The organism is Dyadobacter ginsengisoli DSM 21015 (assembly GCF_059568735.1).
Genome location: NZ_JCANTY010000005.1, coordinates 351829 through 371103, shown reverse-complemented (window position 1 = coordinate 371103; position 19275 = coordinate 351829). Strand labels below are relative to the sequence as shown.

The window sequence follows — 19275 nt, the reverse complement described above, 5'->3', positions numbered from 1 at the left end:
TATGGCAGAGATTAAATTTCAACTCGATAACCGCCGCCGTGGAGCCTTTTATGTCGAAGAAGACGGAAAACAGGTGGGCGAAATGGTGATCGGGCTGAGCGAAACCACATTGACGGTTTACCACACCGAGGTCGACCCGGCTATGGAAGGACGCGGGCTAGCCCGTCTGATGCTCGATGCAATGGTCGCATATGCACGAAAGGAGGGTCTTCAGGTTTTGCCGTTATGTGAGTACGTGCACGGACAATTTCGTCGTCATCCTGATGATTATGCAGATATCTGGAAAAAATAGTTTTTTTTGGCCTCAGAGCGGTTGCGGCAGATAGACGATGAATGTCGCTCCTTCTCCCGGCTGACTTTTGGCAGTAATGTAGCCATGATGGTTTTGTACGACCTTTTTACATAGTGCAAGACCAATCCCGGAGCCGGAAAATTCACTGCGCCCGTGCAGGCGCTGGAACATCTGGAAAATTCGGTCGAGATATATTTCGTCGAAACCAATGCCATTGTCACCAACTTCCAGCCGGATGTATGGATGTTCGGGTAACAGCTTGGGGAGGGTGTTCTTTTCGGCCTCCTCCACCGAGCGATGTGACAAGGTGATCACGGAACGCTGATCGGGCAACCTGTATTTGATGGCATTGCTGACCAGGTTTTGGATCAACTGTGTGATTTGCGGGGCGCTTCCCCACACGACCGGCAATTCTTCCACGATTATATCCGTCTGCTGCTCCTGGATCGATATTTCCAGATCGGCCAGAACTGATGTAACGATATCAGGCAGGCTTACTTCTCCGAATTCACCTTCGCGCGTGGTAAGACGGGAATAGGCCAGCAGATCGTCGATCATGGCCGACATCCGTTTCGAGGCGTCCTGAATCCGGTTGAGCATGTATTTCCCGTTCTCGTCCAATTGCTCTGCATAGGTCGATTGCAACCGGGAGCCGAACGACTGGATTTTGCGGAGCGGTTCCTGCATGTCGTGGCTCGCCGCGTAGGCGAATTGCTGTAAATTGCTATTGGAATTCACTAATTCGACATTGGCCTGGTGCAGTTCGTCGGTCCGCTGCTGTACGCGCCTTTCCAGTTCATTGGCGAGCTGCCGGTACCGCTCCTCACTCTTTTCCAGTTCCAGACGGGACTTAACCTGCTCTGTTACATTTACTGCCATATCGAGAATCGCGTACACTTCTCCCGTGGAGTTCTTAAGTGGTTTGTAAGTGTAGTCGTAGTAGAAGGTTTGTAACTCGCCATCGATCATGATGTCCCCTCGTACATTCTGCTCAGAATACGGCTCGCCAGTACGATAGATGGTGTCGAGGATTTTGAGGAATGGCTGGCCTACCAGTTCGGGAAGCGCTTCGCGTAACGGTTTCCCGATTATCGAAGTACCCTTGCCCCACAATTTGAGCATCGCTTCGTTCGGAATATCGATGATCATCTCTTTTCCCACAAACAATGCGGTGGCGACGGGCGCTTGTGCTATGAGCGTCCGCAAATGCTCCTCATTTACTTTGAGCCGTTGTTCCGATTCGATGCGATCGGTAATGTCCATGACGATGCCCGACAGGGATATCGCTTTACCCATGCTGTCGTACAGATAACGTCCCAGCACGCGGACCCAATGGACGGAACTATCGTGCCAGATAAACCGGGCTTCATACCGCAGCTCACCGTTAGCGGCGGCCCGTTCGTAGGCCTTGTCTCTGATCGATACGTCTTCGGGGTGGAGGCCAGCCACGAAGGCGTCCCGTCCCATGCTACTCTTTTCACTACCCGTCATGATCCTGGCCATGGTCGGTGAGTATACAATCTCATTCGTGGTCAAAGTCACTAAAAACGACCCGGCACCAGAACCCTCAATCGTCATGGCTGCCTGCTGGTCGGCCCACACTATTTTCTCCTGGTTGCTGATTTCGGAAGTAATTTCCCTGGAAATGCCGGAAAAGCGGTATGGGGTGCCTGCTTGGTCGAAATAGGCTTGTCCTGTACAGTGTAGCCAGCGCAATGGCTGGTCACCCGCCCCGATAACGCGGTATTTAACATCATAGAGACTCCGTAGGGAAGGATCAAGTGCTTTTTCGATGGCCTCTCTGACGCGTGCCCTGTCGTCGGGATGAATAAGCTGCACCAGGCTATCATAGTGCATATCCGATTCGTCGGGGTATCCGAACAATTCCTTACAGCGGTCGTTAAATCGCGCCGTTTTGTCGGCCGGATTCAAATTCCACGTGCCCAGCTGAGCCGCCTCCATCGCAAATTTCAGATTTTCTTCACTTTCCTCCCGGGCGCGGTCAGATTGAAGTTGTTCGGTTATGTCCATCATCGAGCCGACCATCCTGACTGGCTTCCCCTCGCTCTGGATCGTATATCCGCGATCATGTACGTGTGCATAGGAACCGTCCGCACGTTGGAAACGGTAAAAATCCGACCAGTTACTTTGGCCTTTGTCAATAATAGCGTAGATCTTTTTAACGACCTGCTCCTGATCATCGGGATGGATGCGGTCGAACCAGGAATTGGGGCCGCTTTCAATTTCTTCGGGTTTGTAGCCGAAAATCTGCTCCATGCCTTCGTTCCACCAGACGGTGCCCAACGTAAGGTCCCAATCCCAGATCACATCATGGGTAGCTTTTGCTACAAGTTCAAATCGCTCGATCGCGACAAGCAGGTCATCTTTGCGTCCACTTAGGGTGTCAATCATTTCCAATTTTATTCTTCCTGAGTTTTGCCTGTCCGCGCAAGATGGCCATTGCACGTAAAAATAGAGATATTAGTCCAAATGTATGGGACGGCTATTTGTTGCCTGCATGCCGTTGATAAATGTGTACAAGTTGGATTGCCAATGCGGCTTCGCTCTCCGGGAAAAAGTAAAATCCAGCAGCAGACCGCTTTTCCCATCATAAAAAAAGTATACTAAGCAATCAAAACGGACAATGCCATGCTGAGATTATCCTTTTGTTTTTCGATCGTCGCCTTGTCGTTATCGACGGCATTCATAACAAGTGGCCCGGCAAAACCTGTTTCATTGTTTGATGGCAGGTCGTTCAAAGGCTGGGAGGGGGACACTGTAAAGACATGGAAGATCGAAAACGGCGCCATTGCCGGTGGATCGCTGGAAGAGCAGGTACCCCATAACGAGTTCCTTTGCACGCAGAGAACCTATTCGAATTTTATTCTGAAGGTAAAGTTCAAGCTGACAGGCCATGAAGGCTTTATCAATACCGGCGTCCAATTCCACAGCGTGCGCGCGAAGGAACCGGCTTACGAGATGATTGGCTACCAGGCCGATCTCGGGGACAAATTCTGGGCCAGCCTCTACGACGAATCAAGGAGAAACAAAACACTCGTTGCACCGGATCCTGCATTGGTCGAAAGAATACTTAAACGCAACGAATGGAACGACTATGAGGTGCGGAGCCAGGGTGGTCATATTCAGATTTTCCTGAATGGCACCAAAACGGTTGATTATACCGAGCAGGACAAGTCGGTACCTCAAAAAGGGCTGATAGGCCTGCAGATCCACGGAGGCGGCAAAGCCAAAGTCTTTTATAAAGACATTTACATAGAAGAGCTTTGATCATTGCAGTCCGGCAACTCGTATCCTCGACGTTGCCGGACTGGTTACTTTATCGCCAGATATTCAGCAGCCTGCGGGCTACCACGATCTCGGCGGTATGGTAAGAATTATGGTCGGCGATGAGCATCGCCTCGCGGACAATGTTCTGGCCGCTTCCCCATGAAAGCGGACTGAACAGGTCTCTTTCTTCATCCTGCAGCAAATCAAAAAATCGTTGCTGCTTCTCATTGATCTCCTGTATCGTTTGGGTCCATTGCTCGTCGGTAACCGCATCCGTAGGTTGCGGCCAGTAGTCGTCCGGCCAAGCCAGGTTTTTGTAGTTTTTGGATACCGAAAACTCAACAATATCCTGCTGCGCTATCCGAATGTGTTCCAGGAGTTGCCAGATACTGTACGGAAGGCTGTCGGGGATTACTGTGCGCAAATGCGGGGGGATGCCAGCAACGGCTTCTTCCAATGTGACATGTGCATTTCCCCCTTTGATGAGGGAAGTCAGTTCGTTGATCAGTTTTTTTCGCTGGTCGGGTTGCATGGAACGTTAGTTAAATTAGTAGAGTGAGGAATTAGGCGGCAAAATGTACATATTTTCTATCCACCGGCGCAAGAAAATCTTAATTGTTTAAATTAGGGGACTCATGACCTTAAACCTTTTGAAAACTGCAAATGAATCCTAATCGACGGAATTTTCTCAAAAATGTAACAGCAGCATCTGCACTGTTAGCCACGGAAAGCATTGCAAAGCCTTTTCATATTATCAAAGACCTGAAAAAAATCAGTCCAAACGACAAGATCCGCTTCGCTACCATAGGAATGGGAATCCAGGGGCATAGCGACACCAAAGCGGCGTTGCGGAGTTCAAAGGATGTCGAATTCGTGGCCGCCGCGGACCTGTACGATGGGCGCCTGACGCGGGTGAAGGAGTTGTATGGAAAGGACATATTCACCACCCGCGATCATCGGCAGATACTGGAAAGAAAGGATATCGACGCGGTCCTCGTCGTGACGCCCGACCATTGGCATGATCACATTACCAAAGCGGCGTTGCAGGCCGGGAAGCATGTATATTGCGAAAAGCCGATGGTACACCACATCAACGAGGGCCTTTCGGTGATCGATGCCTGGAAGAAATCAGGGAAAACGATGCAGATCGGCAGCCAACGGATTAGTTCCGCATCATTTAAGGAAGCGAAACGGCTGTTTCAGGCCGGTGAAATAGGGGAGATCAACTATGTCGAATCCAATAATGACCGTTTCAATTCGATCGGGGCCTGGAACTACTCCATACCGACCGACGCTTCCACGAGCACGGTCGACTGGGACGCGTTCCTGGGGGATGCACCTAAAAGGGCATTTGATGCCAAGCGGTTTTTCAGATGGAGAAATTACCAGGACTACGGTACCGGCGTAGGCGGCGACCTTTTTGTCCACCTCATCACCGGTGTCCATTTTGTGACCAATTCCCTGGGGCCGGAACGGGTGATGTCATCCGGTGAGCTGAGTTACTGGAAAGACGGGCGCGATGTCCCCGATGTATTGGTTTCGATCCTTGATTATCCCAAGACCGACATTCATGCCAACTTTCAGATGGTACTCCGGGTAAACTTCGCGAATGCGGGTGCAATTGCCAACAACACCCGGATTATCGGTACCGAAGGGCAGATCGAGTTTACGGAAAACAACCTTGTTCTGACCAAGAAAAAACTACCCAAGGCGCCGGGATTCGGCGGATATGACAGCTACAACACATTCTCCGAGAGCGAACAAAAGGAGTTCAAAAAGCAGTATGACGCACAATATCCCGAGGAGACCCGGAAAGCAGACCCGGTTAAAGAGATCAAATTTGAGGCGCCTAAAGACGACGATGCGCATGCCAACCATTTCAGGGATTTCTTCGAGAATGTAAAGAAAGGCAGCCTGGGTACGGTGGAAGACCCGGTTTTCGGCTTCCGGGCTGCCGCTCCGGTACTGGCCTGCAATGAAAGCTATTTCAGCAGGAAAATCGTTCACTGGGATCCGGTTGCGATGAAGATGAAAAAGAAATAATGAAATCCATTCCAGCGGGGGATCCTATTGGGTCCACCGGCTGGGACGGATTCCGGTAAATAGGGGAGGTTGGAAAAGTATTTCAAGTAACCGTGCTTCTTATTAGGTAACAACCGCCGGTGCTCCCGGCAATGCTTGTCATTCATAAAATCCAACAGTTACCGGTATGAAGATCTTCTGTACGATCGTGCTGGCCCTGCTATCGGCCATTTCTGCCTTTGCCCAAACCGGCAAGGTTCTCGACAATCTTTCCGTTCCTTCCAAACTGCTTAAATCCGAAAGGAAATTTGCGATTTACCTGCCACCCGATTATGCAACTTCCGAGCGAAGCTACCCGGTGATGTACCTTTTGCACGGTGCCGGCGATGACCACACCGGCTGGGTGCAATTCGGAGAAGTGCTGCATATTGCTGACCAGGCCATCCGCGAGGGTACCGCTACCCCGATGATCATCGTGATGCCCGATGCGAATACCGGCCGTAGAGGGTACTTCAATGATGTAAAAGGCGACTGGCCTTATGAAGACTTCTTTTTTACAGAACTGATGCCTTATGTCGAAAAGAAGTTCAGGATCAAGGGAGAGAAGCGTTTTCGCGCCATCGCGGGCCTTTCGATGGGAGGCGGTGGTAGTTTCATGTATGCATTGCATCATCCGGAGTTGTTTTCATCAGCATGTCCCTTGAGTGCCTCCACAGGCCCGATTACCCTGGAAGATGCCAAGAAGAATCTGCTCAGGAACAATCCGGATATCGCGGATTCTACCGTAAGTGCCTATTATAACCGCCACAGCGCGCTTGCATTGATTAATAACATTCCGGATGCCCAGAAGAAGGCCGTGCGTTGGTATATCGATTGCGGCGATGACGATTTTCTGTACGAAGGGAACAGCCTTGTCCACATTGCATTGCGGAAAAAAGAAGTACCACACGAGTTTCGCGTGCGGGAAGGCGGGCACACATGGACCTACTGGCGGCAATCCCTGCCTAATGTACTTGAATTCGTATCTCAGGCATTTCATCAGTACTAGTGTCATGGTTCAGGACGTCTTGCCCGGTATCAAACAATTTGACCTGACCGGAAAGGTAGCAGTGGTCACAGGCGGCTCCAAGGGGCTGGGCCTTGCCATGGCGGCGGGGCTTGCTTCTGCCGGTGCCGACATTTTGCTGGTGAATAGAAGTGCATTGGATGGGGAACGCAGTGCTACCGAGCTGAGCATTTCCTTCGGGACCAGGGTGATGTCGTATGCTGCAGATATTACTGTGCAGCAGCAAACCGAAGCGATGGTGGCATTTGCCCTGGAAAGTTTTGGCAAGGTGGACATTCTCATCAATAGCGCCGGTATCAATATCCGAGGGCCTATCGACGAGCTTACAGCTTCGGATTTCAAGCATGTGCTGGATGTTAATGTGACCGGCACCTGGCTTGCCTGCCGGGCTGTGACGCCCTGTATGAAGGCACAGCGCAGCGGGCGGATTATTAACCTGGCCAGCACGCTCGGGCTGGTAGGATTGGCCAACCGCACTCCCTACACGGCCAGCAAAGGTGCGATCGTGCAGATGACCCGGGCCCTGGCGCTCGAATTGGCTCCTTTCAATGTCATGGTAAACGCGATCTGTCCAGGTCCGTTCCTGACTGAAATGAATATACCGATTGCAGAAAGCGAGGATGCGCGTAACATTATCCTGGGTGCTACCGCACTGCAAAGATGGGGGCATCTGCGTGAGATTCAGGGTGCTGCTATATTTCTGGCGAGCGAGGCGGCCAGCTATATGGTTGGGTCTATCCTGGCGGTGGACGGCGGCTGGACCGCGCGCTGATTGCGTGCTGTGTGGTACGAAAATATAACTTTTACAATATACGCATTTGCCAATTTCGCCCTTTTCAAGCCTTTTGGAAGGCAATTGCAAAAATCAAGTTAGTTTCTGCAAATTTGATGTTATTATCTTTCTGTTTTGCCGTAATGCCCTTTCTGATGCAGCAAGGGCATTTTTTTATGCCTAGCCCAAGTGCTGCACGTATATTACCCGGTTACTACTATACGTTAAGTAACTATTGGTTATTTTCTAAGAAAACATAGTCAGAAAGCGGGATTCCTTGTTTATGTAAATAATTTCATATCTTTTTGTACATCCGGTTAATACAGCCTCCTTCCTCGGTATTGCAGGATAACAAAATATAATAATTTCGAGTTTACCTCCCCTGTTAAGTATCATTTTTTTGCAGCCCGGTCACGTGCTGCATTTTTAAAATAGGACGTTTGAGATTTTTTGTTGAATAAATTGTGTATGGTAGACACTTCTCTGACTTGTTGATAAACAAGGGCTTATGCATCGAATCCAGTTGTAATATCTTTTTGTTTTTTTATAATTTTTTTAACTATCTACTATCTATCTATACTTAATCTATGAGGATTTCTGAACGGGAAAAGTACCGGAGCCTAACACGGTATTTTTGCTCCCTTCTGTTGACCCTGATGGTCATGACCGCTGCATTCGCTCAGGATGTAACGGTGAAGGGAAAAGTGAATGATGAGCAGGGGCAGGGGTTGCCCGGGGTGAGTGTCCTTGTGAAAGGAACATCCGCTGGTACGGTGACGGACATTGAAGGGAATTACACGGTGAATGCACCGGGTACTGCTACCCTGGTGTTTTCTTTTATCGGATACATGACGCAGGAGATTCCATTGGGCAACAAAACGAGCCTGGATGTGAAAATGGCAACCGATACCAAAGCGCTCGATGAAGTGGTGGTCGTGGGTTATGGTACTGCCAAGAAAGCTACCCTGACCGGCTCTGTAACCGCCGTGAAGGGCGCTGACCTTCAAAAGGCGCCTTCTGCAAACCTTTCCAACACCCTGAGCGGACGTCTGCCAGGTGTATCTGCAGTACAGGCGAGCGGTGAACCGGGCTACGACGGTTCCGCGATCCGTATCCGTGGTACCAATTCCCTCGGTAACAGCAATGCGCTGATCGTGGTGGATGGTGTCCCTAACAGGAGCGGTGGCCTGGACCGTATCAATCCCGCTGATATCGAGAGTGTTTCGGTACTGAAAGATGCAGCTGCGGCTATTTATGGTTCACGTGCGGGTAACGGGGTTATCCTCATCACCACAAAACGTGGAAAGAGTGGTAAGCCACAACTTTCTTACGACCTAAACGTAGGGATGGCCCAGCCAACGCGCACGCCGACGATGTCGAACGCTGCGGAGTATGCGACGATCCGTAACGAATTGCAGATCTACGACAACCTGCCCGTAGGACAATGGCAAGGTGCATTGCAGGGCTTCAACACCAACGGTGCCTATACCCGCACCGACAATGGCAACGTGCTGAGCGCGGTTTTCACACCAACTGACCTTCAAAAGTTCCGCGACGGCTCCGACCCGCTGACCCACCCGAATACGGATTGGTACGGTTCGGTGATCCGCAACTGGTCGCCGCAGCAGCGCCACAACCTGCAATTGACCGGTGGTAGTGAAAACATCAAATACCTTGCTTCATTGGGTTATATCAACCAGGAAGGTAACTATGTGAACTCCGCAACAGGTTACAAGCAGTACGACATGCGTGTGAACCTCGATACGAAGATCAACAAGTACGTTACCGCTAAACTGGGTGTGGTACTACGCGAAGAGTTCCGTCGCTTCCCGAATGGCGGTGGTGCGGGCGATATATTCCGTATGCTGATGCGCGGTAAGCCTACCGAAATCGCGATCTGGCCGGACGGTCGCCCTGGTCCCGATATCGAAAACGGACAGAATCCTGCGGTTATCACCACCAACACGACCGGTTATAACAACGACAAACGCGACTACATCCAGACCAACGGTCAATTGGATATTGATGTCCCTGGCGTACCTGGTTTGAAAGTGACGGCTATGGCCGCTGTTGATAAGCAGCTGCGTCGCCAGAAGTCGTTCCAGAAGCCGTGGACACTTTATTTTTGGGATAAAAAGACCTACGAAGCGGATGGAACAACGCCTTTCCTGACCGGAACCGTGCGTTCGACATTCAACGATCCGCGTCTGACTGAAACTTCTTCCCAGGAGCTTTCAATCCAGCTGACCGGCCAGGCTTCTTACGAAAAGTCATTCGGCTCGCATAACTTCAATGCGATGGTGGGTGTTCAGCGCGAAACCGTGGATGCAGATGGTTTCTTCGCTTACCGCCGTTACTTCATTTCGCCGGTGGTTGACCAGCTTTTCGCGGGTGGTACACCGGAGCAGAACATCGGTAACTCGGGAACCACAACCGTCAACGGACAGACGATTAATAATACTGACCTTTATAAGCGTGCGCGTTTGAGCTATTTCGGTCGTGTGGGTTACAATTTCAAAGAAAAATACCTCGCCGAGTTCCTTTGGCGTGCAGATGGTTCTTATGTATTCCCGAAAGAAGGTCGTTTTGGTTTCTTCCCGGGGGTATCGGCAGGTTGGCGTATTTCCGAAGAGGGTTTCTGGAAAAACAATATCCACTTCGTGAACAACGTGAAATTGCGCGCTTCTTGGGGCCAGATGGGTGCTGAGCCCTATTTGCTGGGTACGGAAACATTGGCAGAATACCAATACCTGAACACCATGGGTTTTGGTACTTATATCGTGAACGACCAGGTTGCGAAAACCCTTCTTGAAACACGGGTTGTTAATAAGGACTTCACCTGGGAGGTGGCTAACAACTCCAACTTCGGTATCGAGGGTACATTGTGGAAAGACCGTATCGCATTTGAGATCGACTACTTTGTTAACAACCGTTCGAAAATCCTCATCCCGATGTCAGGCTCTACGCCTTCGTCGGCAGGTATCGATGGCAAGCTTCCTCCTGTGAACCTGGGTAAGCTGCAAAACAAAGGATTTGAATTCAAGGTGAGCTACGACGGCTCTGTCGACAACTTTACCTACTCGGTGGGTGTGAATGGTGGTTATGCCAAAAACACGATCAAGTACTGGAACGAAACACCGGGTATACCTTCTTACCAGACCACAACCGGCCGTCCTTACAATGCATTCCTTGCTTACCAGTACGACGGCGTTTTCGCGGACCAGGCAGCAATCGATGCGAACACCATCGATTACAGCGGTATCACCGGTACGCTTCGTCCGGGCGACATGAAATTCAAGGATGTCAGCGGCGATGGCAAAATCACCAAGGATGACATGGTACGTTCAGAAAAAACCAACCGTCCGCAATTTACAGGTGGAGCAAACATTAACCTCGGTTATAAGGCATTCGACTTGACTATCCTGTTCCAGGGCGCTGCGGGTGGTTTGCAATACATCGGTCAGACCGAATCGGGTGACATTGGTAACTATTTGAAATACGCTTACGACCACCGTTGGACAATCGACAACCCAAGCTCGACCGACCCACGCTTGGCTAACCGTAACAATACCTATTATACCAACCTTACCAACCCAGATTCACCGGGCGCTAACACCTATTTCCTGAAAAGCAACAATTACCTGCGTCTGAAAAACATTGAATTGGGCTATAACCTGCCTTCGGAAATCGGTTCAAAGATCGGTGTGGGCAACCTGCGTGTGTATGTGAACGGTTTGAACCTTTTCACGATCGACAAGATCAAGATCTGGGACCCGGAAGCGACTTCAACCAACGGACAATACTATCCGCAGTCGCGAGTTCTTAATGCAGGTGTACGTGTAACTTTCTAAGACTTAAAAAATGAAACTGAGTTATAAAAATTGGATTTTTCTGGCGGCGCTGGCAACATCGGGGCTTGTGTCGTGCGACACTGACTTCCTGGATGTAACGCCGCCCACCGAAATCCCTACCGAGGAGGTTTGGAAGGAAGGTGCATTGGCCGAAGGATTTGTGACCGGTATATACCAGGGGCTTCAACAGGGTGGTTTCAGCGAGCAAATGCTGGCGTCGCTGACCGATGAGGCGGTGTTTACCCACACAGGCCGTAACATCAATACGATAAACGAGGGTAGTTTGAGCCCTTCCAACCTTGGCTGGGTGGATGATACTTACGGATGGGGACCTATGTACACCCGTATCCGCGCCACCAACCAGGCGATCCAGGAGTTGCCGACGTCTACTTTCGCAGATCAGACCCTGAAAGACCGTTTGAAAGGCGAGGCGCACTTCCTGCGTGCTTACTACTACCAGCAACTGATTCGTTACTACGGTTCGGTTCCTCTTATCACGAAAGTGTACTCGTTGAATGAAGACTATTCTGTGGCGCGGAATACTTTTGAGGAATGCGTGAAGTTCATTGCAGCGGATTGCGACAGTGCTGCTGCATTGCTGAAAGGCAAAGCCGAACAGAAAGGCCGTGCTTCGGAAGTGGCTGCACTGGCATTGAAATCACGCGTGCTCCTGTACGCTGCGAGCGACTTGCACGATGTTCCTACTGCCAAAGCGAAATCGGCTGTGATCGCTGCTTTCCCGAATCCTGAGTTCCTGGGCTACACTTCCGGTGAGCGTAAGGCGCGTTGGACTGCCGCACAAGCTGCTGCAAAAGCTGCATTGGATGCGAAAGCGGGTTATAAGCTCAACCTGACCGCCCCGGTGACCGGCGCGCAAGGGAAGACCAACTACATTTCGATCGCAATGGCGGGATATAGCGCTGATAAATCCCTGGATGCTTCCGGTGGCGACGATATTATTTTCGGTCGCTATTTCACGGCGAGCCAGACTTCGGATGGTGCACGCCAGACCGGTTTGAACAACGGCCCGAACGGCTACCACAACTGGGCTGGTAACACGCCGATCGGTTTGCTCGTGGATGATTATGAAATGATGGATGGAACGCCATTCTCGTGGACTAATCCTACCCACAAGGCCAAACCTTACGAGAACCGTGATCCACGTTTTTATGCAACCGTCATGTACGACGGTGCTACCTGGAAACCACGTCCTTCCGATGCGAAAGACCCCGCTAACCAGATCCAGACCGGCGCGTATGACCTGCTCGACGACAAAGGTGCGTTGATCAACCGCAAAGGGCTCGATACCCGCAGCAGCTCGATCGAAGACTGGAACGGAAGCCGCACAGGTTACTACATGCGTAAGTTCATCGATCCGAACCCGGCATTGTACGACAACACCGACCGTCAGAATATTCCCTGGCCGTTCATTCGCGTGACTGAGGTGGCATTCAACTACATCGAGGCGAGCATCGAACTGGGGCAGGACGCGGTAGCGCTGGAATGGTTGAACCGGATTCGTTTCCGTGCAGGTATGCCTGCGTTGAAAGTATCGGGAGCTGCCCTGAAAGAGGCTTACCGTCATGAAAAGCGTATTGAAATGGCCTACGAAGAACAGCGTTACCACGATGCGCGCCGCTGGATGATCGCACCGACTACCTTGGGCCGCTCGCTGCAATTTATCACTGTGATTGGTAAATTCAAGGCAGGCAAGTCGATGCGGGAGCCGTATCACTACGATCCTACCATTTACGACTACACCTATACGCCGACTGAGGACAAGTCTCACGAAAACCGTACTTGGGTAGACAAAATGTACTTCCGTCCGTTCAGCCGCGATGAGATGAACCGGAATGCAAAACTGATTCAGAACCCCGGATACGACAAGTAACGGAACGAGGTTCTAAAAATTGGCAAATGCCCGTGCTGTGATTGCACGGGCATTTGTCGTTTTTGTGGGTTTTTGAAGACAAATTCCTACAAAACGTGGATTTTGGTAAACACTATCAAATTCCTAGTATTTTTGTAATTATCTAAAAATCAGATTGTTGTGTATTTTGGCATAATCCTGTTGGAATAAATAGCAGCAGTGCGAATGCACGAGATTATAAACATTACATTAATAGTTGTCTAAAAAACAAGGATTATGAAAAAGCTAGTAGTATCGGCATTAGCCCTGACGCTCATCTCGTTTGCTTCTGTTCAAGCCCAGACGGCCAACCAGACTACCGCCACGCATGCGGAACATCAGCAAGCAACGGCCGACAAAGCCAGTAAGGCAGACAAGGAGGACAAAGTAGCCGTGAAACCGGAAGATCTGCCTGAGGGCATCAAAAAGACTATCAAAAGTGAAGAATTCAGCGGCTGGACCGTTAAGAAGGCATTTTTGGTAACCGAACCTGACAAAACCCAATATTACGAGTTACAAGTAGCGAACGGCAAGGAAAATGCCAGAGTGAAACTTGATAAAGACGGAAGAAATGTAGGATAACCATAGTATTCCTTCATTGTTCAGTGATTAAAGCCGGAGCGATCCGGCTTTTTTATTTTCCAGTCGCTAACTTTGACCCCGCTTTTGATCAATCCTATACCCCCCGTATTGAATGACCTTTATTCTACGATCCTTTTTCAGCATTGCCGCAGCTTCATTGCTATTTTTTAACTGCGCAGGAAGAAAGCAATCCACTCCTGCCGGCACCCAGGCAACCTTCGCAGATCCGCAAGGCAAAGAATTGTTTACCACGCATTGTGTTTCCTGCCATGCCATGGAGCAGGAGGAAATCGGTCCACGCTTGGGTGGGGTTACGAGTCTGCTTTCCGAGAAGGAACTGATCGCGTTTATCCGAAACCCCGGTCACTCGATCGAATCCGGTAATCCGCGGGCGGTAAGCCTTTCCAAACGCTACAAGATGGTAATGCCACCGTTCGATTTTCTGAAAGACGAGGAAATCCGGTCAATCCTGGGTTATATCGCATCCGAAACCAAAATACATCATATTAAGCCACTTGAAGTAAAGATTGACACAAGTGCTTCCAATGCCCGATTGACGCAGCCGGTGATCAAAACTGCTTTGAGAATCGAGCTGGAAGACTTTCTGACGATCCCGCCGTCCAGTGACAAAATGCCTCGTACCCGTATCGCGAACATGCGTACGGGCCCATCGCACGATGGCACGATATATGTGAGCGATCAGCGAGGATTAATTTACCGGATTAATGGCAAAGAGATCGGGACTTTTCTCGACCTGCGGCCTGTTGTCGAAAACTTCGTGAACGAGCCGGGACTTGGTACTGGCCTTGGCAGCTTCGCATTCCATCCTGAATACCTGCAAAACGGGTTGATTTACATTACTCATACCGAGTCATTCCAGGGGAAGCGGGCAGACTATGGCTATAACGATTCGATCAAGGTTGCCCTGCAATGGGTGGTTTCGGAATGGAAGGTGGATGATGTAAAAAGCCCAGTTTTCAAGGGGAAGAGAAGGGAGTTACTCAGGATTAATGTGCCAAACGTCGTGCACGGCACACAGGATATTGGTTTCAATCCGGACGCCGGCAAAGGAGATCCCGATTACGGACTCCTATACATCGGTACCGGCGACGGTGGCTCCACGATCAGCAAGCATCCCGAGCTGTGCCACAAAATCACTTCGCTGCTCGGCACTATTATCCGGATCGACCCGGCGGGCAGGACCAGCAAAAATGGGCAGTATGGTATTCCGGTAGATAATCCATTCGTGAACGAAAAAGATCCGGCTGTTTACAAAGAGATTTATGCGTACGGCTTCCGCAATCCGCACCGGTTGTCGTGGCACGGCGGAAGGTTGTTCAGTGCGGAGGTTGGTGAGTCCAATTTTGAAGAGGTAAATGTGATCGTCAAAGGCGGGGACTACGGGTGGAATGTGCGGGAAGGAAATTTCGGAATTTCTTCAAAAGATCTTAAGAATGTATATCCTGTGCCTGAAACTGAGGGCGGCAAGTTCCAAAAGCCCTATTTACAGTATGATCATATAGACGGGAATGCCATCAGCGGCGGTTATGTGTACGAAGGATCTATAGGGGCTTTGAAGGATAAATACATCTTCGGTGATATTGTCAACGGCCGCATCTTTTTCGCCAATATCGGTTCTGGCCTCAGTGATCAGTCTGTTTATGAATTGATGATCACCCGTGAGGGGAAAGATACCAATCTGGTGGAAATGTCAGGTTCAAAGCGGGTCGATCTGCGGGTTGAATACGACCGCTTCACGAGGGAGCTTTATATTATGACTAAAAGCGACGGCAAGATCCGGCGTGTGACCAGGGCATTTACGATTAATCAGCCTTAACGGCGCTTAATAGTTTGTAATGGCCGCTAAATAATTGAATTGTCCTGATTTTCAATGACTGATGTTTCTTTGCAGCCCTCAGTACATCAAAAATCAGGACAATTATTATGGCCAACGTCAAAACTGTGCTCGACCAATGGTCGGTCAAAGACCTGGAAGACAATTCCTCCATTCAAGTCACCGTAGAAAGCTGCACCGAGCTGGGTAATGATGCCAAGCCCGGTATTCAGACCATGTGTATGGGCCAATTCGTAACCTACGAACCCAATATCGTGGAGCGCTGGGCATATCAGGCCAGTAAGCAAAATGTTTCGGAATATCTGCTCGAAGACAAGTCCTGGACTTTTCATGAAGATCAGTATGTCAAATACTACCTGGTGCTTGGGAGTCCGCTCAAAGCACGCATTGTTGTAAAAACGCGGACTTCGAAGCCGGTCACCAAAGACTTCGATCTTCCTTTCGAAGTTTGACAGCACAGCGCCCATTTTCATTCAACCGATACACACACGCCCTATCATGATCAAATATGGTTACTACGGGCTGCTTGCGGCCTTCTCCATTCTTCTGGTGGTCTCCATTATTTATTATCTTGTAAAGCCTGCACCTACCGGAGACAGTTCGGTGGGGTGGGCAACCGGGATTTTCTATCTGGCCGGGCTGGCGGGTTTCATCCTGCTTGCATTGTTGTTCTGGCGTCACAAAACGATTGGCCTTGCTATTCTGGCCATTCCCTTGCTTCTATCCGTTTTGCCGGCCATCAGCGGAAAATTGACGGACTTCTACGCCTGGCTTCCTTCCGCCAACCGGCAGCCGCTCACGCTTCATATCGTCAATAATACCAGAGCGCTGGTCAATGTAAAACTGGAATGCTGGTTTGGAGGTGCTGACGATGTCGAACATTCCCTGTATAAAACGCTTGAATTCACGTCGAAACCGCTGGAAGCGAGTCAGCATTTATTATCTGAATACGATGCAGGCCTTCTTTCCACGAAATCAGGTTTCGTCCGGGTTGTGCTTTATGAATGCGTCCAGCAAAGCGGGAATGGCTATTCAATGGTAAGGGAGATCCAGCCTTGCATGCAAAATGAGAAGGTTGCCATCGAAGCCTTTCAAACCAATAACTACATTATTTCTATCGACGCTGAAAAGAATTCCCGACAATTCGGGGATGAAGTGATGAGGTTAAAAAGAGATAGTCTGTACACCAACGGAGCATTTTAAAACAAATTATGAAACTGACATTATCGAAGGTCATCCCGTCACCGCTCGGCAAACATCTGGAGTTTATACATGCGCTGGAAAGCAAAGGGGCTTTTCTGATCGGTGACCGCTGGAAAGTTGTACACCTGCCTCCCGATGGCATTATGGAACTGCTGTGGCAGACAACAGACCCGGAGGTTGCTTATCAATGGAGAGGTGCCTGTGATGACCGGATACCCGATGCATTGGACGATGAAATCAGAAATGGAGGATCCAATAATAGAAGGATCAATGGATTTAAATTGCTTAGTAAGGAAGATCGTAAGCGGATTGAGCAATCGGATTTATATCAATCCAGTCGTGTCGAACAACCTAAGCTACTTGAGGGACATGATGGGATTTTGCTTGCATTTGCCGGTAAGAGCATTTCGATATTGAAATTCGAGCGTGAAAATGTGGTGGAACAGAGCAAGATCAGAACGAAAGGTCGGGAGCCGATCACAAGGGCATTGCATCCGAAAAAAAACCTGATCGTTTACGGGACGAATCATGGAGAATTATACGGACAGCCTTTCGACGCGGACAAATTTGGCCGGTCACTGAAAATCGATCAATTGCCTAATACCTGCTATCAGGTTGCTTTTTCCGGGGATGGCAAAAAGCTGTTCGCAGCGGGTATGGGTTACGTGAAAATTTATAGCTATGATGGCAATGTATTCACATCCGTTAGCTCCATATCGACAGCTGTACGATCATTTGAAATCGTGGGAAACTGCCTCGTGCTCAATAAAGGCATGCATGGAATAGGTGTAATGAACGTGCTGGATAAACCGGAAAGCATTGCTTCCATGGAATTGCCTTTTATGCTTGATCAAATGGTGTATCTCGCGTCTCAGAAAACATTTCTATTGATATCCGGCTCTACCGACGAATGGGCGTTCCTGACTTGGTCGGAATAAGGTTCACAAATAAATCTTCACCATTTCGCGCCAGTACCTGGGCCGGTGTGCTTCTTCTTCCCAAACGTAGAGCTGGTGGGGCACGCTGATCTGGTGCAGCGAGTCGCTTAAATGCCGGTTATTGTCTAGAAAAGTATCTTCCCGGCCGATCACCAGCGTGATTTCCAGGTTCCTCAAACGCTTAAGAAGGCACGGATCGGAAATTTTCGGGACAAAATGATTGGGCATATTGTAATAGATGTTGTCATCGAAATACCCGTCGAACAAATCTGCAAAATAGGGTAGTGCCTGCGTGAGATCGTATCGGGCACTCATCCCGACCACTTTGGTGAAAAGTTCGGGATGTTTTAAAGCAAGATTGACAGCATGGTAGCCGCCCAGGCTGCAACCTGCCGCGATCAGTTCCTTGCGTTTGTTCTGTATCCTGATGAATGGTATCACTTCTTCGAGAATGTACCGCTCGTATTGTATATGCCTCATTATCCTTTGAGGCGGTGCCGCATTGGAATAAAAGCTCTCACTGTCTATACTGTCCACGCAATACACCTGGATTTCACCAGATTCGATTTTGTGCTTCATGGCGTCGATCACACGCCAGTTTTCGAAGTCGTAGAAATGCGCCGACCGGGTAGGAAAGAATATGACCGGCGTGCCGGTATGACCAAATACCAGCAACTCCATATATCTTTTCAAAGCCGGACTAAACCACTTGTGATATGTCCTTTCCATGACCAAACGACGTTTATGGTGTTTTCAGCAGTGCCTCGGAGGCCAGCTCCGCTTCGATATTTTCCATAATAATCTTCTTCCATAAAGCGTAGCCGTTCCCGTTAATATGCAGACCGTCGGCTTCAAACAATGATTTACGCGGATATCCCTGGTAGTTAACCATTTGGGGGAAGATGTCGATGTAATGTTGTCCGGGATCGTTCTCCGTCTCTTCGCGGATCAGCTCGTTGGCCATTTTGATGGCTTCGATAATCTCCCAACGCTGTAAGCTCGGTTTAATAGACACAAAAAAGCACGGAATATCACCAAAGCGGCCGCGTATGAGTGTGATGAGTTGGCGGTAGAATAGTAAAACCTCGGTAGGATGGCGCCCATCTCCCAAATCGTTGTCACCCGCATAAATCAGAATTCTTCGCGCAGTGGTAACGGGACCGAGGATACGTTCGAAAAACCACACGCACGCCGCCAGCGTCGATCCCCCGAAGCCGAGATTTACAGGTTTCAAAGCCTGAAAGTCGTGATAGAGGTTTTCCCACAAAGTAAAACTTGAACTCCCGTAAAAAATCGTTTCAGGGGCGTAGGGCAACGAAAGCAGTTCGTTCTCTACCCTCGCGACTTCTTCTTCGTACCAGATCATAGGGCTTTAGGGATGCATGTTATACTTCCAAAAATAAAAAAGACACATTAACCCAGCATTAAATTATGATCAGTTCATTGAAAAGAATTGAGCCGGTACGGGGTGAACTTGGATAAATGTAATTTTTTATA

The 19275-nt window shown here is 49.6% G+C and carries 16 protein-coding genes; 12 read left to right on the top strand and 4 right to left on the bottom strand.

Going from position 1 to position 19275, the window contains the following annotated elements:
• Window position 1 precedes the first annotated feature (1 nt).
• Window positions 2–292 (top strand): GNAT family N-acetyltransferase, encoded by a 291-nt coding sequence (locus BP71_RS20045; RefSeq protein ID WP_496382457.1) that lies wholly within the window; start codon window positions 2–4, stop codon window positions 290–292.
• 12 nt (window positions 293–304) lie between these two features.
• On the opposite strand, the gene BP71_RS20040 is transcribed toward BP71_RS20045, so the two are convergent.
• Entirely contained in the window at window positions 305–2704 is a 2400-nt protein-coding gene (locus BP71_RS20040; protein ID WP_496382455.1) for a PAS domain-containing sensor histidine kinase, read from the bottom strand.
• 237 nt (window positions 2705–2941) lie between these two features.
• On the opposite strand from BP71_RS20040, the gene BP71_RS20035 reads away from it, so the two are divergent.
• Window positions 2942–3580, top strand: a complete 639-nt coding sequence (locus BP71_RS20035; RefSeq protein WP_496382453.1) for a 3-keto-disaccharide hydrolase — start codon at window positions 2942–2944, stop codon at window positions 3578–3580.
• 49 nt (window positions 3581–3629) lie between these two features.
• Here the strand turns inward: BP71_RS20035 and BP71_RS20030 are convergent, their stop codons facing one another.
• Window positions 3630–4112, bottom strand: a complete 483-nt coding sequence (locus BP71_RS20030; RefSeq protein WP_496382451.1) for a DinB family protein — start codon at window positions 4110–4112, stop codon at window positions 3630–3632.
• 131 nt (window positions 4113–4243) lie between these two features.
• Here BP71_RS20030 and BP71_RS20025 point away from each other — a divergent pair, with 131 nt between their 5' ends.
• From BP71_RS20025 to BP71_RS19980, 10 genes are all read left to right on the top strand, one after another.
• Window positions 4244–5623 carry a Gfo/Idh/MocA family protein gene (locus tag BP71_RS20025; RefSeq protein ID WP_496382449.1) on the top strand — a complete coding sequence of 460 codons (1380 nt, stop codon included), beginning with the start codon at window positions 4244–4246 and terminating at the stop codon, window positions 5621–5623.
• Between the two features lie 166 nt (window positions 5624–5789).
• The gene (locus tag BP71_RS20020) at window positions 5790–6650 is read left to right on the top strand and encodes an alpha/beta hydrolase (protein ID WP_496382447.1); all 861 of its coding nucleotides are present in this window, start codon (window positions 5790–5792) and stop codon (window positions 6648–6650) included.
• Window positions 6651–6654: 4 nt separating this feature from the next.
• Complete coding sequence (locus BP71_RS20015) at window positions 6655–7440, top strand: SDR family NAD(P)-dependent oxidoreductase (RefSeq protein WP_496382445.1); 786 nt, start codon at window positions 6655–6657, stop codon at window positions 7438–7440.
• 662 nt (window positions 7441–8102) lie between these two features.
• On the top strand, window positions 8103–11291 hold the full coding sequence (locus tag BP71_RS20010) for a SusC/RagA family TonB-linked outer membrane protein (protein WP_496382443.1): 3189 nt from the start codon (window positions 8103–8105) through the stop codon (window positions 11289–11291).
• A 10-nt stretch (window positions 11292–11301) separates the two neighbouring features.
• Window positions 11302–13182 (top strand): RagB/SusD family nutrient uptake outer membrane protein, encoded by a 1881-nt coding sequence (locus BP71_RS20005; protein WP_496382441.1) that lies wholly within the window; start codon window positions 11302–11304, stop codon window positions 13180–13182.
• Between the two features lie 255 nt (window positions 13183–13437).
• Entirely contained in the window at window positions 13438–13782 is a 345-nt protein-coding gene (locus BP71_RS20000; RefSeq protein WP_496382439.1) for a hypothetical protein, read from the top strand.
• Window positions 13783–13894: 112 nt separating this feature from the next.
• Window positions 13895–15619 carry a PQQ-dependent sugar dehydrogenase gene (locus BP71_RS19995; protein ID WP_496382437.1) on the top strand — a complete coding sequence of 575 codons (1725 nt, stop codon included), beginning with the start codon at window positions 13895–13897 and terminating at the stop codon, window positions 15617–15619.
• A 107-nt stretch (window positions 15620–15726) separates the two neighbouring features.
• Window positions 15727–16089, top strand: a complete 363-nt coding sequence (locus tag BP71_RS19990; RefSeq protein ID WP_496382435.1) for a hypothetical protein — start codon at window positions 15727–15729, stop codon at window positions 16087–16089.
• Between the two features lie 46 nt (window positions 16090–16135).
• Window positions 16136–16840, top strand: coding sequence for a hypothetical protein (locus BP71_RS19985; protein WP_496382433.1), 705 nt, complete (start codon window positions 16136–16138; stop codon window positions 16838–16840).
• A gap of 8 nt (window positions 16841–16848) precedes the next feature.
• A complete protein-coding gene (locus tag BP71_RS19980; RefSeq protein ID WP_496382431.1) occupies window positions 16849–17778 on the top strand; it encodes a hypothetical protein in 930 nt (309 codons plus the stop codon).
• Between the two features lie 3 nt (window positions 17779–17781).
• Here the strand turns inward: BP71_RS19980 and BP71_RS19975 are convergent, their stop codons facing one another.
• Both BP71_RS19975 and BP71_RS19970 read right to left on the bottom strand, forming a co-directional pair.
• On the bottom strand, window positions 17782–18507 hold the full coding sequence (locus tag BP71_RS19975; protein WP_496382429.1) for an esterase family protein: 726 nt from the start codon (window positions 18505–18507) through the stop codon (window positions 17782–17784).
• A gap of 13 nt (window positions 18508–18520) precedes the next feature.
• Window positions 18521–19144 (bottom strand): GDSL-type esterase/lipase family protein, encoded by a 624-nt coding sequence (locus BP71_RS19970; protein ID WP_496382427.1) that lies wholly within the window; start codon window positions 19142–19144, stop codon window positions 18521–18523.
• Window positions 19145–19275: the final 131 nt, after the last annotated feature.

What these genes read in the sequence shown, in the direction of transcription:
- BP71_RS19985 (WP_496382433.1), top strand. Translation starts at nt 16,136, where the DNA reads ATGATCAAATATGGTTACTACGGGCTGCTTGCGGCCTTCTCCATTCTT.
- BP71_RS20030 (WP_496382451.1), bottom strand. Translation starts at nt 4,112, where the DNA reads ATGCAACCCGACCAGCGAAAAAAACTGATCAACGAACTGACTTCCCTC.
- BP71_RS20005 (WP_496382441.1), top strand. Translation starts at nt 11,302, where the DNA reads ATGAAACTGAGTTATAAAAATTGGATTTTTCTGGCGGCGCTGGCAACA.
- BP71_RS20015 (WP_496382445.1), top strand. Translation starts at nt 6,655, where the DNA reads ATGGTTCAGGACGTCTTGCCCGGTATCAAACAATTTGACCTGACCGGA.
- BP71_RS20040 (WP_496382455.1), bottom strand. Translation starts at nt 2,704, where the DNA reads ATGATTGACACCCTAAGTGGACGCAAAGATGACCTGCTTGTCGCGATC.
- BP71_RS20010 (WP_496382443.1), top strand. Translation starts at nt 8,103, where the DNA reads ATGACCGCTGCATTCGCTCAGGATGTAACGGTGAAGGGAAAAGTGAAT.
- BP71_RS19990 (WP_496382435.1), top strand. Translation starts at nt 15,727, where the DNA reads ATGGCCAACGTCAAAACTGTGCTCGACCAATGGTCGGTCAAAGACCTG.
- BP71_RS20045 (WP_496382457.1), top strand. Translation starts at nt 2, where the DNA reads ATGGCAGAGATTAAATTTCAACTCGATAACCGCCGCCGTGGAGCCTTT.
- BP71_RS19970 (WP_496382427.1), bottom strand. Translation starts at nt 19,144, where the DNA reads ATGATCTGGTACGAAGAAGAAGTCGCGAGGGTAGAGAACGAACTGCTT.
- BP71_RS19995 (WP_496382437.1), top strand. Translation starts at nt 13,895, where the DNA reads ATGACCTTTATTCTACGATCCTTTTTCAGCATTGCCGCAGCTTCATTG.
- BP71_RS19975 (WP_496382429.1), bottom strand. Translation starts at nt 18,507, where the DNA reads ATGGAAAGGACATATCACAAGTGGTTTAGTCCGGCTTTGAAAAGATAT.
- BP71_RS20000 (WP_496382439.1), top strand. Translation starts at nt 13,438, where the DNA reads ATGAAAAAGCTAGTAGTATCGGCATTAGCCCTGACGCTCATCTCGTTT.
- BP71_RS20035 (WP_496382453.1), top strand. Translation starts at nt 2,942, where the DNA reads ATGCTGAGATTATCCTTTTGTTTTTCGATCGTCGCCTTGTCGTTATCG.
- BP71_RS19980 (WP_496382431.1), top strand. Translation starts at nt 16,849, where the DNA reads ATGAAACTGACATTATCGAAGGTCATCCCGTCACCGCTCGGCAAACAT.
- BP71_RS20020 (WP_496382447.1), top strand. Translation starts at nt 5,790, where the DNA reads ATGAAGATCTTCTGTACGATCGTGCTGGCCCTGCTATCGGCCATTTCT.
- BP71_RS20025 (WP_496382449.1), top strand. Translation starts at nt 4,244, where the DNA reads ATGAATCCTAATCGACGGAATTTTCTCAAAAATGTAACAGCAGCATCT.